This is a genomic window from Lentzea sp. NPDC092896 (assembly GCF_044754905.1).
Taxonomy (GTDB): Bacteria; Actinomycetota; Actinomycetes; order Mycobacteriales; family Pseudonocardiaceae; genus Lentzea.
Genome location: NZ_JBIVPX010000016.1, coordinates 108326 through 120961, shown reverse-complemented (window position 1 = coordinate 120961; position 12636 = coordinate 108326). Strand labels below are relative to the sequence as shown.

Genomic DNA, 12636 nt, shown 5'->3' with positions numbered 1-12636 from the left:
TGCTTTGAGGAGATGAACGCAGTGGCAGGAGCACGCGTTATCCCGCTGCACGACCCGGAACGCGACGCCGCGCGCAGAGCGCGCCACGTCGAGGTGGTTCCCGAGCCGGAGCAGCAGCAGCCCGAGACGTCGGACTGGGAACGCAGGCTCGCCGACCTGCTGTCCTTCGCCCGCAGGCGGATCGCGGGCGACTACCAGATCGACGAGTTCGGGTTCGACCGCGACCTGACCGAGAACGTGCTGATGCCGCCGCTGAAGCCGTTGTACGAGAAGTGGTTCCGCGTCGAGACCATCGGCCTGAACAACATCCCGCTGGCCGGTGGCGCGCTGATCGTGGCGAACCACTCCGGCACGTTGCCGCTGGACGCCCTGATGACGTCGTACGGCATCGCCGCCGAGCACCCGGCGCACCGGTCGCTGCGCGGGCTCGGCGCCGACCTGGTGTTCCGCACGCCGCTGCTCGGCGCGATCGCGCGCAAGGGCGGCCAGACGCTCGCGTGCAACGCGGACGCCGAACGGCTGCTGTCCTCCGGTGAGCTCGTCGGCGTGTGGCCGGAGGGCTTCAAGGGCGTCGGCAAGCCGTTCAAGGACCGCTACAAGCTGCAGCGCTTCGGCCGCGGCGGCTTCGTGTCGGCGGCGCTGAAGACCGGCGTGCCGATCATCCCGTGCTCGATCGTCGGGGCCGAGGAGATCTACCCGATGATCGGCGACATCAAGGCTCTCGCGCGGCTGTTCGGCTTCCCGTACTTCCCGGTGACGCCGTTCTTCCCGCTGCTCGGCCCGCTCGGGGCGATCCCGCTGCCCTCGAAGTGGTACATCGAGTTCGGCGAGCCGATCCAGACGGACGTGTTCGGCGAGAACGCCTCCGACGACCCGATGCTCGTCTTCAACCTCACCGACCAGGTGCGGGAGACGATCCAGCAGACCCTCTACCGGCTGCTCACCCAGCGTCGGAACGTGTTCCTCGGCTGATCAGGTCCTGGACCTGGTCGTAGCTGAACGACCGCGAGACCGGTTCGCCGTCGCGCACTGCCCGAGCGGTCGCGACGGTGTGGTGCAGGGCCGCCCTGAACAGCAGCGAGCCGGTGCTGATCCGCTTCACCCCGAGGTCGCCGAGCTCCTTCGGGGTGCGGTGCTGGGCCAGCACGTTCAACGGGGCGAGCGCCGCGAGCTTCTCGATGTCCCTGGGTTCGGTCAGGCCCGCGACGAAGATCCCGTCCGCGCCGGCGTCGACGTAGCGGCGGGCCCGGTCCTCGGTCTCCTCCAGGGCCACGCCCTGCCAGTGGGTGTCGATGCGGGCGTTGAGGAAGACGCCCGGCGCGCGTCCCTTCACGGCCGCGATGAGTTCTGCCTGCTCCTGCGGGGTGGCGAGACCGTGCGGGCGGCCGTCCTCCAGGTTCACCCCCGCCACGCCGAGGTCCGCCACGAGATCGGCCACCTCCGCCGGTGTCCTGCCGAAGCCCGACTCCAGGTCCGCGGTGACCGGGCAGGGCAACGTGGCCAGGCGCCTCGCCAGTGCCGTCGCCTGGTCGCCGGCCAGGCCCATGCCGTCCGGGATGCCGTGCGCCGCCGCGACGCCGAGGCTCGTCGTGCCGATCGCCGTGAAGCCCGCCGCGTGCAACGCCGCCGCTGAGGCGTGGTCCCAGGCGTTGGGGAGGATCAGCGGCTCGTCCTGGTGGTGCATGGCCCTGAACGCCATGTTCTTGGCGATCCGGGTGGCCAGATCACGGCCTGGGCAGGCGTGCGGGCCGTGGCCGAACGGGTGGTCGTCGAGGCCGACCTCGATCGTGCCGGTCTCCGCGGCCCTGCGGGTGATCGGAACCGGTGGGGCCTGGTTGCCGGTGCGCAGGTGCTCGGCCAGTGCGTTCGTGGCCGCCCAGGCCTGGACGAGCAGGCCGATTCTCGCCGCGGACTCCTCGTCGTGGGTGGTGGCCAGGCGTTCCACGGCCGCGTCGGCTTCCGCGGTGATCGGCTCGTGCGGCTGGTAGGTCGGGGCGATTCTGGCGATGTCGTTCAGCGAGCCGGGGAGGCCCAGCGCGGTCGCCAGCTCGTCGAGCGTGGTGGCGGTGACGTTGTCGAGGAGCTTGGTCGTGAGCGCACGCCTGCGGGTGTGCTCTTGGCCGTTGCTGAAACGGACGACGGTGGCGCGCAGCCACGCCACGCCCCGGTCGCCGCCGGGTACGGCCGGTACGGGGAGGTTCAGCAGCTCTTCGGTCATGGTGCCGACGCTAGGGCCCGGACGGTTCGGCGCGGGCCGAAGTGTTCCGGTCGCAGAATGGGTCCATGGAGGGACTTGCTCAGGTTGCCGGGTTGCTCGCGGACCGGACGCGGGCGGCGTTCTGCGGTGCCCTGCTGGACGGACGCGCCTGGACGGCTCGGGAACTGGCCGCTCACGCCGGGGTGGCCGCCTCCACCGCCAGCGAGCACCTGACCCGGCTGGTCGAGGGCGGGCTGCTGGTCGAGCACCGGCAGGGACGGCACCGGTACGTGGCGTTGGCCGGGCCGCACGTCGCGGAACTGCTGGAGAGCATGGTCGCGTTCGCCGGGCCGGACGCGCGGCCCCGTTCGCTGCGCGCGTCCTCCGCCTCGGAGGCGATGGCGCGTGGCCGGACCTGCTACGACCACCTGGCCGGGCAGCTCGGGATCGCGTTGAGGTCAGGGCTGGTGGGGCTGGGTGTCGTCACCGCGGAACTCGCCGTCACCGAACCCGGAATGGTGTGGCTGAAGGAACTCGGGTTCGAGCCGTCGCAGCGCCAGCTCAGCCGGGCCTGCCTGGACTGGACCGAGCGCGTGCCGCACCTCGCCGGCGCGGCAGGAGCTCACCTGTGCAAGGTGTTCCTCGAGCGCGGCTGGGTGCGCCGGATCGGGTCCGGGCGGGCCGTCGTTCTCGCACCTGCCGGCGAGCAGGGCTGGCGGGAACTGGGGATCGTCTGACCCGCTACTTCACCCGGCGGCGGTAGGCCATCGTGGCCGCCACGGCTCCGGCGAGGGCACCCGCGCCCAGCACCGACGGGACGCCGATCTTCGCCGCCTTGCGGCCGGTGCGGAAGTCGCGGATCTCCCAGCCCTTGCGGCGGGAGACCTCGCGCAGCTGCGAGTCCGGGTTCACGGCCACGGCGGTGCCCACGACCGAGAGCATCGGGACGTCGTTGGACGAGTCCGAGTAGGCGGTGCACCTGCGCAGGTCGAGGCCTTCCTTGGCGGCCAGCGAGCGGACCGCCTGAGCCTTGGCCTTGCCGTGCAGGAGGTCGCCGACCAGTCGGCCGGTGTAGACGCCGTTCGTCGACTCGGAGACGGTGCCGAGGGCGCCGGTCAGGCCGAGGCGGCGCGCGATGATCTGGGCCAGCTCCACCGGGGTGGCGGTGACCAGCCAGACGCGCTGACCCGCGTCGAGGTGCATCTGGGCGAGGGCCTGCGTGCCCTTCCAGATGCGGTCGGCCATCAGTTCGTCGTAGATCTCCTCGCCCAGCGAGACCAGTTCGGCGACGCTGCGGCCCGCCACGAAGGACAGGGCCTGCTCGCGGGAGGCCTTGACCGACTCCGGGTCCTCGCGGCCGCCGACGCGGAACTTGAGCTGCTGCCAGACGAAGCCCGCGAGGTCCGAGGACGAGAAGTACTTGCGCGCGGCCAGGCCGCGGGCGAAGTGGAAGATCGACGCGCCCATCATCATCGTGTTGTCCACGTCGAAGAAGGCCGCGGCCGTCAGGTCCGGCGGGACCGTCAGTGACGCTTCGAGCTCTGGCGCCATTGCGGCAGCCTGGATCGCCGCGTCTGCCGATGCCTCGCCGGCTAGTTCGGCCAGCCGGTCGCTCTCCACGTCACGCTTGCTTGCCATGTCCCAAGCGTAGCGATCAGGTTCGTCGGAAAGCGCCCGACTCAGCCGAAGCTGATGCCGGGGAGCAGCGGAAGCGAGATGCTCGGCAACGGGAGCGGCAGCGGAATCGTGATTCCCGGCTTGCCCGTCGACGGCTTCGTGGACGTGCCCGGCTGGGACGTCTGCGGGTTCGACGTGCCCGGCGCCACCGACTGGGTGGGCTGAACCGGAGGAGCCACCGAGCCGGACGGCACGGGCAGGCCGGACGGGGTCGGCTGCACCGAGGACGGCTTGCGGCCCGTCGAGGAGTTCGGATCGGTGACGGCCGCGGCGCACGCGTCCTTGGCCGGCAGCGGGCCGAGCGGGTCGGACGAACCGCTGGTCACGGCGTCGCACCCGGCTCGTGCGGCCAGGTCGTGGGCGCGCTGGGCGATGCTCGCCAGCAGCCACATCGTGGTGTCGGCGTGGGCACCGGCGTCGCCGGGCAGACGGGGGCGAAGCGTGCCGAGCTTCATGTACTGGCCGAGTGCCCAGTCGCGGAGCGCGGGCAGGGCCGTCTCGTCGGACGCGGCCGCGTAGGTGGTGAGCTGGCGGGCGCCCTCGACCGCGTCGGCGTCCAGGTCGGACAGCGCGGTGAGCTGCGCCTCCGGGGCCGAGGAGCGGTCGGCGAGGGTCTCCATCTCGGTGACCCTGGACGCGGCGAACTCCAGGTGCTTGAGGGCGCGGTCCTCGTCGTCGAAGGTCAGGCCCAGCGACGCGCTTTCGGTGGTGCGTTTGATGCCGTAGAGCGGATCTCCCGGGAGCGCGTCACGGCTGAGCAGCACACTCATGCCGGCGAGTGACAACAGCAAGCAGAGGACCGCGGCCGCTGCGACCGCTAATCGTGCGCGCGCTCCCACCCGTCTTACCGACGAGAGCTCCAGTGGCTTCTCAGGTGGGGGCGCGGTGAGGACGCGCTGTCTCATCCGTTCGCGCGCCTCGGCGTCCGGACCGACGTCCATCCTCCGGAGGAGTTCGACGATCGCGAGGTCCTCAGCGAGGTCGTCGTTCCCCACCGGCTGTGGGCCGCCTTCAACGGCACGAGCGAAGCGCTCGTGCTCCGTGTGCCGCCACCGCGGTGTTCTTCCCTTGCCGTCCATCTCAGCCCGAGTAACGAAGTTGATCTGCTTTGGGTTACGCGTCTGCGATCGCAATCACCGCAACCACGACGGAAGAATCTGTGCGAGCCGCCTCACGGCCCGGTGTTGCAGCGCCTTCACGGCGCCTTCGTTGCGGTCCATGATCTGCGCGACCTCGGACACGGACTTGCCCTCGATGAACCTCAGCACGATGCAGTCGCGCTGGTCGTCACCCAACTGGGAGACGCACCGGAGCAGCTCCGCGTTGGTCGCCTCGGTCATGACCTCCTGTTCAGGACCGCTCGTCTCCTCGCGGTTGTCCTGCAGCTCAGCCGTGGTGACCTCGAGCCGGTAGCGGCTCGACTTCACGTGGTCGAACACGATGTTGCGGGCGATCGTGACGAACCACGCCCCCACGTCGCGGCCCTGGTAGCTGACCGAGGCGATGCTCCGCAGCGCCCTGAGGAACGTCTCACTCGTCACGTCCTCGGCGAACGCGCGATCGCCGCCGACCCGGAAGAGGACATAGCGGAACACCATGTCGACGTAGTTGTCGTAGAGCACTCCGAACGCCTCGGTGTCACCCTCTTGGGCGGCCTTGACGAGCTGCCACGGCTCGTCGGTGGCGTTGTCGTGCTGACCCCCCGTCATGGTTCGGGTGGTCCTGATCGTGTTCGGTCGTGCCCGCGCGGTCATCGGCTCGCGGCACCTCCACAGAGTCGCCGTGGCGGCAGCATACGTGTTGTTACTCCGTAGTAGGTAGCGGACGGTGTTCTGTGGTGTAGACGAGCCAACCGTGACTTCATGACGCTCGTCACGCGTGGAAGACTGCTCGAAGCGTCCAGTTGTTCATGAGGAGGCCATGTTGACTTCCGCTCGCAATGTGTCAGATCTGGTCCGTGCTTCGGCACAGCGGGGACCCAGCCACGTCGCCTTGGTCGACGTAGCGAGCGGTAAGAGCCTCACGTGGGAAACCATCGACGGCGCGACCGATGCTTTCGCCCGCCATTTGGCTGATTCAGGACTCGAATCGGGCGACCGAGTGGCGGTACGGCTGCCCACGAGCCCCGAGTTCGTGGTCGCCGTGTTCGGAATTCTGCGTGCGGGCGGCGTCGTGGTGCCCACCGGCCCCGGCATCCCGCCCCGCGAGCTCCAGCGGATCCTCGCCGACTCCGGCGCCGCGCTGCTCGTGGGCGACGGCGAGGGCTCGGACGCCCAGGTCCTCGACGTTCCGGACGTGACCGCCGTGGGTGAGCCCTTCGAGGCCGTTCGCGGCGGTGAGGACCTGGCGGTTCTCGGCTACACCTCGGGCACGTCCGGCGTGCCGCGCGGCGCGATGCTGTCGCACCGGGCGTTGCTCGCGAACGTCTCGCAGTGCGCCTCCCTGCGCCCCGCGCCCGTGACGGCGGGCGACCGGGTGCTGCTCGCGCTGCCGTTGTTCCACGTCTACGGCCTCGGCCCGGGCCTGCTGCAGGTGGCGGGCGCCGGCGCCACGGCGGTCCTGCTGGAGCGCTTCGACCCGGCGGCGGCGCTGGACGTCATCGAGGAGCACCGCGTCACCACGATGGTCGGCGTGCCGCCCATGTACCGGGCGCTGCTCGCGAACCCGGTCGACGTGCTGCGCGAGAAGCTCGCCACGGTCCGCCTCTTCACCTCCGGCGCGGCCCCGCTCCCGGCGAGCGTCATCGCGGAGATGCGCGGCGCGATCGGCATCCCGATCTTCGAGGGCTACGGCCTGACCGAGACGGGCCCGGTGCTGACGTCCACGCTGGTCGGCGGCGTGCCGAAGCCGGGTTCGGTGGGCCAGGCACTCCCCGGCGTCGAGATCCGCCTGGTCGACACCGACGGCTCGGTGCTCGACATCGACGAGGACGAACCCGGCACGGGCCTGGTCTCCGCGAAGGGCGACAACCTCTTCAGCGGTTACTGGCCGGACGGCGCGTACGGCCCGGACAGCTCCGGCTGGTTCCGCACGGGCGACGTCGGCTTCATCGACGCAGACGGCGACCTGCACCTGGTGGACCGCGCCGGCGACCTGATCATCGTCAACGGCTTCAACGTCTACCCGCACGAGGTGGAACAGGTCGTCGGCGAGATGGACGGGGTCGTGGAGGCCGCGGCCGTCGGCGTGCCGGACGAGAAGACCGGCGAGTCGGTCAAGGTCGTCGTGGTGCTCCGCGACGGCGCCACCGTGTCGATCGAGGACGTCGTCGCGCACTGCGCCGCCCGCCTGGCCAAGTTCAAGGTGCCGACGTCGGTGGAGTTCGCCCCGGCCCTGCCGCACTCGCCGACCGGCAAGCTGGCCCGCGCCGTCCTGCGCAAGCCCCTGGGAGCATGACCGGCATGAGCCACCACGTCACGCTGATGAGCCGGGTCGACTGCCACGCCTGCGAGGAGGCGGCGACCGAGATCGAGCGGATCTGCGCCGACCTGGGCGCGACCTGGTCCGTCGAGGACGTGGACGCCGATCCGGAGCTGCGGGCCGAGTACGGGGACCGGGTGCCGGTGTTCCTGGTGGACGGGGCCGAGCACGGGTACTGGAAGGTGGAGGAGGACCGCCTGCGGGCGGCCCTCGCCGGGTGACTACTCGCCGTCCAGCTTGCGCCGGAGCGCCGCCAGTTGCTCCTCGGACGGCTCGATCACGCCGGGCTCGACGTAGCCGGGGTACTCGGGCGGCATGTCCGGGAAGTCGTGCGGGTCGGTTCTCCTGGCCTCCGCGATCCGCTCAGCCGCCCAGTACCAGGCCTCCTTGTTGAAGTGCAGGCCTCGGTAGGGCGCGTCCGGCGGTTCGTACGGGTAGCTCGCGAGGGCGGCCTCCACGGCCTCATCTGCGGACATGTCGCCGTAGTGCCGCAACGTCCAGGCGTAGTTCGCGCGCTCGTTCTCGAGGTACGCGACGTACTCCTGCTCAGGCCAGCCGTCTTCGGACACGCCTCCCAGCGTAGGAGTTGATTACCGAGGGCTTACGACCTGAGCGAACCGGGGCCGATCGGGTGTCGAATGAGAGGCATGAAGCCCGCCAAGGCCGCACTGACCGGACTGCTCGCCCTCGTGGCCGCCCTAGCGGCGGGGCATCTGGTGGCGGCCTTCGTGGGGATCAGCGCGTCGCCGTACCTCGCGGTGGGCAACGCCGCGATCGACCTCACGCCGTCGTGGCTGAAGGACTTCGCGGTCTCCACGTTCGGCACGGCGGACAAGCTCGTGCTGCTCAGCGGCATGGCCCTGGTCCTCGCGGGCATCGGCGTGGCAGCAGGCCTGGCCAGCAGGAACAGTGCCGCGCCGGGGTCGCTGGTGGCCGTGCTGCTCGGGTTCGTGGGGGTCGCGGCGGTCGTCACGAGGCCGGACGTCGGGCAGCTCGCGGTCCTCGCGCCCGTCGCCAGCACGGCCGCGGGCGTCTACGTGTTCCGCTACCTGCACAAAGAGGCCGAGGAGAGCGACAGCCGGCGCGGTTTCCTGATCACCGCCGGGCTGACGGTGTTCGCCGGGGTCGCGGGGCAGCTGTTCGGCAACCGGACGGACGTCGAGGGCTCGAGGCAGGCCATCGGTGACCTCACGCCGAAGACGAAGGCGCCGGAGATCCCGTTCAACGCCGACTTCGTCAAGGACGGCACCCCGAGCTTCATCACCAGCGGCAAGGACTTCTACCGGATCGACACCGCGCTGAGCGTGCCGCGGATCCGGGCCGAGGAGTGGGCGCTGCGGGTGCACGGCATGGTCGAGCGGCCGATGGTGCTCACGTTCGAGGAGATCCGCAGCAAGGACCTGATCGAGGAGACGGTGACGCTGACCTGCGTCTCCAACGAGGTCGGCGGGCCGTACATCTCCACCGCCAACTTCATCGGCGTGAAGATCGGCGACGTGCTGCGGGAGGCCGGCGTGAAGGCCGGCGCCGACCAGCTGTTCAGCACGAGCGACGACGGGTTCACGGCGGGCAGCCCGCTCGACTACGTGCTGGAGAACGGGCTGATCGCGATCGGCATGAACGGCGAACCGCTGCCCGCCGAGCACGGCTTTCCCGCGCGGCTCGTGGTGCCGGGTCTCTACGGCTACGTCTCCGCGACCAAGTGGGTCACCGACCTCAACGTCACCACGTTCGCGAAGGACCAGGGCTACTGGATCCCGCGCGGGTGGGCGACGCGAGCGCCGATCAAGGCGTCCTCGCGGATCGACCGGCCGAAGCGGATGGGCAAGGTCCAGGGCAAGGCCGTCATCGCCGGAACGGCGTGGGCGCAGCCCAAGGGCGTGGCCAAGGTCGAGGTCCGCTTCGACGGCGGGCCGTGGCAGGAGACCGAGCTCGGCGCCGACGTCAGCGACAGCACCTGGCGGATGTGGAAGATCGAGACGGACCTCTCCCAGGGCAGTCACACGGTCGAGTGCCGGGCCACCGACAAATCCGGGTTCACCCAGGACCAGGCGCGCCTGGACCCCGTTCCCGACGGCGCGACGGGATGGCATTCGGTCACCTTCACCGTCGAGTAGGCGCTCACCCCGTAGTGATCATGAACCGCTGAAGCGCTGGTCACGCCCTGTCACCAGTGCTGTGACACCCGATCACCGACTTTGTGCATGCGTTCACAAGCGGTACGGTGTGAGCATCACCAACGCCGCGGGGTCCCTGCGGTGAAGCACACCCGGAGGTCGGAGAGCGTGGCATCACAGCGGGGCGAAGGTGAGACGACCACCACCCCTCTGGAGCCTGCCGACAGGGAGCGCGCTCGTGCGATCCCGGAAGCGGCCGTGGCCCGCCTCGCCGTGTACCTGCGCGCGCTGTCCGGCATGGCCGACCAGGGCGTGACGGCGGTTTCCAGCGAGGAACTGAGCCAGGCCGCCGGCGTCAACGCGGCGAAGCTCCGCAAGGACCTGAGCTACATCGGCAGCTACGGCACGAGGGGCGTCGGGTACGACGTCGAGGTCCTCGTGAGCCACATCGAGCGCATCCTCGGCCTCACCCGCAACCACTCCGTGGCCGTCGTCGGCATCGGTAACCTTGGTCACGCTCTCGCCAACTACGGCGGGTTCCCCGGCCGCGGTTTCCCGGTCACCGCCCTCTTCGACGTGGACGCCGATCTCGTCGGAATCCCTGTTGGGGGCATCCCCGTCAACCACATCGACGAGATCACCGCGATCTGCATGGAGCGCGAGGTGTCGATCGGCGTCATCGCGACGCCGCCGCCCGCCGCTCAGTCGGTTTGCGACCGTTTGGTATCTGCGGGCGTCCAGTGCATTCTGAACTTTGCACCAGTTGTCCTTCAGGTTCCAGACAACGTCGAGGTGCGCAAGGTTGACTTGGCGGTCGAGATGCAGATCCTGTCGTTCCACGTCGCTCGACGTGCGGACGAGGCTGTGCACGCCTCAAGTGGCGGGGTCTCGGTCGGCAACAACGGACTCGGTGTGGACGGGATGGTGATTCGCCCGTGAGCGTGAGCCAATCGGCTCCGGCAGACGTGGTGACCACATGAGCTTGCTCGTAGTCGGTCTGTCGCACCGCACCGCCCCCGTTCCGGTCCTGGAACGCGTCACCGTGGCCGAGCCGAACCTGCCCAAGGTCCTCGGCCAGCTGCTCGCCGCGCCCAGCGTCTCCGAGGCGATGGTCCTGTCGACCTGCAACAGGGTCGAGGTCTACGCCGTCGTCGAGTCGTTCCACGGCGGCATGTCCGAGGTCGTCGACGTCCTCGCGCAGCACGCCCAGGTCGACGCGAACTCGCTCTACGAGCACTTTTACGTGCATTACGCCGCCGCAGCCGTCGAGCACCTGTTCTCCGTCGCGGCCGGCCTCGACTCGATGGTCGTCGGCGAGTCCCAGATCCTCGGCCAGCTGCGCGGTGCGTACGCGGCGGCGGACGAGGCGGGCACCGTCGGCAGGACCGTCCACGAACTCACCCAGAACGCGCTGCGCGTCGGCAAGCGCGTGCACTCCGAGACCGGCATCGACCACGCGGGCGCGTCGGTCGTGTCCGAGGCCCTCGGTGACGCCGAGGCCCAGCTGGGCACCCTCGTGGGCAAGCGCGCGCTGCTCGTCGGCGCGGGAGCCATGGGTGGCCTGGCCGCCGCGCACCTGCGCAGGGCGGGCATCGGCGAGGTCGTCATCGCGAACCGGACGCAGGCCAACGGTGTGCGTCTCGCCACGTCGCTGAAGGCGGAGGGCGTCCCCGCGACGGCCGTCGACCTGGCCGCGCTGGGCGTCGAGATCGACCTCGCGGACATCGTCTTCGCGTGCACCGGGTCGGTCGACACGGTCGTCCGCGCGGACATGATCAGCAAGCGCTCGCGGCCACTGGTCGTGTGCGACCTGGGCCTGCCCAAGGACGTCGACCCGGCCGCGGCCGAACTGCCGAACGTTCGTGTGGTGGACCTGGAAACGCTGCAGCGCCGTCTCTCGGACGCGCCCGCCGGCCAGGACACGCGGCTGGCGGTCCAGCTGGTCGCCGACGAGGTGAAGGCCTACCTCGCGGGCCAGCGGTCCGCCGAGGTCACGCCGACCGTCACGGCCCTGCGCAAGCGGGCCGCCGAGGTGGTCGACGCCGAACTGCTCCGTCTTGATTCGCGACTTCCCGAACTGGACGCCGCGACACGCGGTGAATTGGCCAAGACGGTGCGCCGCGTTGTAGACAAGCTCCTGCACACGCCGACCGTCAGGGTGAAGGAGCTCGCCTCCGCCCCTGGTGGTACCGGCTACGCGGAGGCTCTCCGCGAACTGTTCGGGCTCGACCCCCAGTCGCCTGGGGTTGTCAGTCAGACCAAGTCTTCTGTGGATGGTGAAACGCGGTGACCCGCACCCTACGGATCGGTACCCGAGGCAGCGCTCTGGCGCTCGCGCAGACGGGAACCGTGGCCGAGGCGCTGAAGGCTGCCGGAGCACAGGTCGAGATCGTCGTCATCAAGACGCCGGGCGACCTCTCCGACGCGCCGATCGCCCAGATCGGCATCGGCGTCTTCACGTCGGCTCTTCGTGACGCGCTCGCGAACGACGAGATCGACGTCGCCGTCCATTCCTACAAGGACCTCCCGACCGCGCCGGACCCCCGGCTGACGCTCGCGGCCGTGCCCCAGCGAGAGGACCCGCGCGACGCTCTCGTGGCGCGCGACGGCCTCACGCTCGGTGAGCTGCCGCAGGGGTCCACTGTGGGCACCGGTTCGCCGCGCCGCGCGGCCCAGCTGGAGGCCCTCGGCCTCGGGCTGGACATCGTTCCGTTGCGCGGCAACGTGGACACGCGGATCGGCAAGGTCCGCAACGGCGAGCTCGACGCGGTGGTGCTGGCTCGCGCCGGCATCGCGCGGCTCGGCCGCACGAGCGAGATCACCGAGAACCTGGAGCCCATCCAGATGCTTCCCGCACCCGCGCAGGGTGCGTTGGCAGTCGAGTGCCGGGTCGACGACGTCGACGCCGAGCACCTGATCCAGTCCACTTTGGACGATTCGGCCAGCCGGGCCGCTGTGACCGCTGAGCGCGCCATGCTGGCCGCACTCGAAGCGGGCTGCAGCGCGCCGGTCGGCGCGCTGGCCGATGTGGTGGAAGACCTCGATGACGACGGGAAGGTCGTGTACCGGCTTTCTCTGCGCGGGGTCGCTGCGACGCCGGAGAACGATCTCCTCCGGGCGTCCGCCACCGGTGACTTGACCGAAGCTGAGGGACTTGGCCGGGCGCTGGCCGCCGAGTTGCTCGACCTCGGGGCCGCGGTTCTCAGCGGTCCAGAGGCGTAATCG

General features: G+C 70.2%; 13 protein-coding genes. 8 read left to right on the top strand and 5 right to left on the bottom strand.

From position 1 onward, the window contains the following. The first annotated feature begins 12 nt into the window (after window positions 1-12). On the top strand, window positions 13-972 hold the full coding sequence (locus ACIQF0_RS45590) for a lysophospholipid acyltransferase family protein (protein ID WP_401041007.1): 960 nt from the start codon (window positions 13-15) through the stop codon (window positions 970-972). Here the strand turns inward: ACIQF0_RS45590 and ACIQF0_RS45585 are convergent. Continuing rightward, window positions 941-2218, bottom strand: a complete 1278-nt coding sequence (locus ACIQF0_RS45585; RefSeq protein ID WP_401041005.1) for an isocitrate lyase/phosphoenolpyruvate mutase family protein — start codon at window positions 2216-2218, stop codon at window positions 941-943. The two genes, ACIQF0_RS45590 and ACIQF0_RS45585, sit on opposite strands and share 32 nt — an antisense overlap. A gap of 65 nt (window positions 2219-2283) precedes the next feature. Between ACIQF0_RS45585 and ACIQF0_RS45580 the strand changes: the two genes are divergently transcribed. Further along, entirely contained in the window at window positions 2284-2934 is a 651-nt protein-coding gene (locus ACIQF0_RS45580) for an ArsR/SmtB family transcription factor (RefSeq protein ID WP_401041002.1), read from the top strand. Window positions 2935-2938: 4 nt separating this feature from the next. On the opposite strand, the gene ACIQF0_RS45575 is transcribed toward ACIQF0_RS45580, so the two are convergent. The 3 genes from ACIQF0_RS45575 to ACIQF0_RS45565 all read right to left on the bottom strand — a co-directional run bounded on the left by ACIQF0_RS45575 (window position 2939) and on the right by ACIQF0_RS45565 (window position 5583). Continuing rightward, entirely contained in the window at window positions 2939-3835 is an 897-nt protein-coding gene (locus ACIQF0_RS45575; protein WP_360045271.1) for an HAD-IB family hydrolase, read from the bottom strand. Between the two features lie 41 nt (window positions 3836-3876). Then, the gene (locus ACIQF0_RS45570) at window positions 3877-4869 is read right to left on the bottom strand and encodes a DUF5667 domain-containing protein (protein WP_360045269.1); all 993 of its coding nucleotides are present in this window, start codon (window positions 4867-4869) and stop codon (window positions 3877-3879) included. Between the two features lie 138 nt (window positions 4870-5007). Continuing rightward, window positions 5008-5583: a sigma-70 family RNA polymerase sigma factor gene (locus tag ACIQF0_RS45565; RefSeq protein WP_360045266.1), complete on the bottom strand. Its 576-nt coding sequence runs from the start codon at window positions 5581-5583 to the stop codon at window positions 5008-5010. A gap of 211 nt (window positions 5584-5794) precedes the next feature. On the opposite strand from ACIQF0_RS45565, the gene ACIQF0_RS45560 reads away from it, so the two are divergent. Both ACIQF0_RS45560 and ACIQF0_RS45555 read left to right on the top strand, forming a co-directional pair. Next, entirely contained in the window at window positions 5795-7270 is a 1476-nt protein-coding gene (locus ACIQF0_RS45560; protein WP_401040998.1) for an AMP-binding protein, read from the top strand. 5 nt (window positions 7271-7275) lie between these two features. Further along, the gene (locus tag ACIQF0_RS45555) at window positions 7276-7515 is read left to right on the top strand and encodes a glutaredoxin family protein (RefSeq protein WP_401040996.1); all 240 of its coding nucleotides are present in this window, start codon (window positions 7276-7278) and stop codon (window positions 7513-7515) included. Here ACIQF0_RS45555 and ACIQF0_RS45550 read toward each other — a convergent pair whose 3' ends face one another. Beyond that, a complete protein-coding gene (locus ACIQF0_RS45550) occupies window positions 7516-7863 on the bottom strand; it encodes a hypothetical protein (protein ID WP_401040993.1) in 348 nt (115 codons plus the stop codon). It lies immediately after the preceding gene. Window positions 7864-7941: 78 nt separating this feature from the next. Here ACIQF0_RS45550 and ACIQF0_RS45545 point away from each other — a divergent pair, with 78 nt between their 5' ends. The 4 genes from ACIQF0_RS45545 to hemC all read left to right on the top strand — a co-directional run bounded on the left by ACIQF0_RS45545 (window position 7942) and on the right by hemC (window position 12633). Beyond that, entirely contained in the window at window positions 7942-9411 is a 1470-nt protein-coding gene (locus tag ACIQF0_RS45545; protein WP_401040990.1) for a molybdopterin-dependent oxidoreductase, read from the top strand. Between the two features lie 168 nt (window positions 9412-9579). After that, window positions 9580-10350 (top strand): redox-sensing transcriptional repressor Rex, encoded by a 771-nt coding sequence (locus ACIQF0_RS45540; protein WP_401040987.1) that lies wholly within the window; start codon window positions 9580-9582, stop codon window positions 10348-10350. Between the two features lie 37 nt (window positions 10351-10387). Further along, the gene (locus ACIQF0_RS45535) at window positions 10388-11701 is read left to right on the top strand and encodes a glutamyl-tRNA reductase (RefSeq protein ID WP_360045248.1); all 1314 of its coding nucleotides are present in this window, start codon (window positions 10388-10390) and stop codon (window positions 11699-11701) included. Further along, a complete protein-coding gene (gene hemC / locus ACIQF0_RS45530) occupies window positions 11698-12633 on the top strand; it encodes a hydroxymethylbilane synthase (protein ID WP_360045245.1) in 936 nt (311 codons plus the stop codon). Before ACIQF0_RS45535 ends, hemC begins: the two co-directional genes overlap by 4 nt. The last annotated feature ends 3 nt before the right edge of the window (window positions 12634-12636 follow it).

Bases quoted from the DNA above. Each gene is read 5' to 3' on its own strand.
- ACIQF0_RS45590 (WP_401041007.1), top strand. From the start codon at position 13: ATGAACGCAGTGGCAGGAGCACGCGTTATCCCGCTGCACGACCCGGAA.
- ACIQF0_RS45585 (WP_401041005.1), bottom strand. From the start codon at position 2,218: ATGACCGAAGAGCTGCTGAACCTCCCCGTACCGGCCGTACCCGGCGGC.
- ACIQF0_RS45580 (WP_401041002.1), top strand. From the start codon at position 2,284: ATGGAGGGACTTGCTCAGGTTGCCGGGTTGCTCGCGGACCGGACGCGG.
- ACIQF0_RS45575 (WP_360045271.1), bottom strand. From the start codon at position 3,835: ATGGCAAGCAAGCGTGACGTGGAGAGCGACCGGCTGGCCGAACTAGCC.
- ACIQF0_RS45565 (WP_360045266.1), bottom strand. From the start codon at position 5,583: ATGACGGGGGGTCAGCACGACAACGCCACCGACGAGCCGTGGCAGCTC.
- ACIQF0_RS45560 (WP_401040998.1), top strand. From the start codon at position 5,795: ATGTTGACTTCCGCTCGCAATGTGTCAGATCTGGTCCGTGCTTCGGCA.
- ACIQF0_RS45555 (WP_401040996.1), top strand. From the start codon at position 7,276: ATGAGCCACCACGTCACGCTGATGAGCCGGGTCGACTGCCACGCCTGC.
- ACIQF0_RS45545 (WP_401040990.1), top strand. From the start codon at position 7,942: ATGAAGCCCGCCAAGGCCGCACTGACCGGACTGCTCGCCCTCGTGGCC.
- ACIQF0_RS45535 (WP_360045248.1), top strand. From the start codon at position 10,388: ATGAGCTTGCTCGTAGTCGGTCTGTCGCACCGCACCGCCCCCGTTCCG.